Origin of the sequence: Amycolatopsis sp. NPDC051372 (assembly GCF_040682095.1) — a bacterium.
GTDB lineage: Bacteria > Actinomycetota > Actinomycetes > Mycobacteriales > Pseudonocardiaceae > Amycolatopsis.
On sequence record NZ_JBFBAF010000094.1, the window covers coordinates 1 to 1,771 of the forward strand.

Here is a 1,771-nt window from a genome sequence, read left to right on the forward strand (position 1 = left end):
TAATTAAGCTGCGCTAGTAGACGAGTCCATGTGCTGGCGTTCAAATTTCGCAGCAGCGGTTTCTTTACCAGACTCGAGTACTTACTTAAATGTTATCATCCGGTGGGTGCCGCGGCGCTTCCGGGCTCGATCAGCCGCAGCGCCGCGCGGTCCACCTTGCCTATCTTCGTGCGGGGCACACCGTCCACCACCCACAGCGCGTCCGGCAGCTTGTGCCGGGCGAGGGAGTGCCGCAGCCGCGCCCGCAGTTCTTCCAGTCCGAGGCCGTCCCGCGGGTCCGCCAGGACGACACAGGCGCCGATGGCCTCGCCCAGGATCCGGTCCGGCACCGGGAAGATCCCGGCGTCGACGATGCCAGGAAGCGCGGTGAGCGCGGACTCGACTTCGCTGCACGAGACCTTCAGCCCGCCGCGGTTCACCAACTCCTTCATACGGCCCTTGACGTGGAGCCGCCCGTCGTCGTCGATCAGCCCGAGGTCACCGGTGTGGTACCAGCCGTCCTGCGCCACGCTGTCCTGTCCCCAGTAGCGGACGGGGCGGGAGACGCCGAAGACGATTTCGCCCACGACCCCGCGTCCCAGGATCCCGGAGCCGTCCCTGGCGAAGATCTCCAGACGGCCGTCGGGAGCCGTATCGGAGGGCCCCTCGAACACCCGGTGCCCCACCGAACCCGTTTCGATCTCGGCCCGGTCGGTCGTGTAGCAGAGGAATCCTTCGCTGCACCCGTAGATGTAGAAGAGGCGCACGCCGAAGGTGGTGTACATCTGCCGCAACAGCGCCCCGGGGAAGGTCGCCGCGCCCGCCACCGCCCAGCGCAGGGAGCTCAAGTCGTGTGCGCCGGGGTCGAGATGGTCGAGCATCAGCTGGAAGTGTGCCGGGGTGCCCGGCAGGACCGTGATCCGCTCGTCCGTGATGAGTTGCAGCGCCCCGGCGGGCGAGAAGCGGTCCATCAGCACCAGCCGGCTACCGCGGGTCAGTGCCACCATGGACATCTTCAGTCCCAGGGCGTGAGCCAGCGGGAGATACAGCAGATGCACATCGCGCTCGTCCGGCTCGAAGGCCGTGGTGAAGCACTCGATCTTCGCCCACAGCGCGCTGAAGGACTCCATGACGCACTTCGGCAGCCCGGTGGTCCCCGAGGTCAGCAGCAGCAGCGCGGTACGGGAATCCGGAACACCCGGTGATTCCGGGCCGATCGCGGCGTGCGGACGCGATCCGTCGGACAGGTCCGCCAGCCGGTGGGCCTCCGGCGGGAGGGCGTCGCCGCCGCCGTGCACGATCAGGTGGACGTCGGGAAACGCGGCGCTTACGTCGTCCAGCGGCGCCATGGGGGTGTCGTTCCCGTACCGCGGCTGGTACAGCAGGGCGACCGCGTCCGTGCGGCCGGTGATCGACACCAGTTCCGGTCCGGTGAGATCGTGGTCGACCCCGACGAAGGTCGCCCCGCATTCCCAGGCCGCGACCAACGCCACCAGATATTCGGGCGAGTTGGGGAGCTGGCAGACCAGCCGGTCCTTGTCCTTCACGCCCAGCCCGCGGTAGGAGGCGGCCAGCGCCTCCACCCGGTCCCAGAACTGGCCGTAGGTCAGGCTGCGGCCCTGAAAGGTCATCGCCGGGCGCTCGGGCCACTTCCGGCAGGCTTCCCGCAATGCCTTGATCAGTTCACTCACAGATTCCATCGACTGGAAATAGAGGTTTTCGTCCCCCGGATCCTGGCTGTGGTGATGATGGTGATGGCTGCTGCCCATGGTATATCTCCTTATTAAAGTTA

At 66.9% G+C, this 1,771-nt stretch carries 1 protein-coding gene; it reads right to left on the reverse strand.

Features of this window, described 5'->3' with window-relative positions:
- Positions 1 to 95 precede the first annotated feature (95 nt).
- Entirely contained in the window at positions 96 to 1,670 is a 1,575-nt protein-coding gene (locus AB0M56_RS50465; RefSeq protein WP_364190790.1) for a class I adenylate-forming enzyme family protein, read from the reverse strand.
- Positions 1,671 to 1,771: the final 101 nt, after the last annotated feature.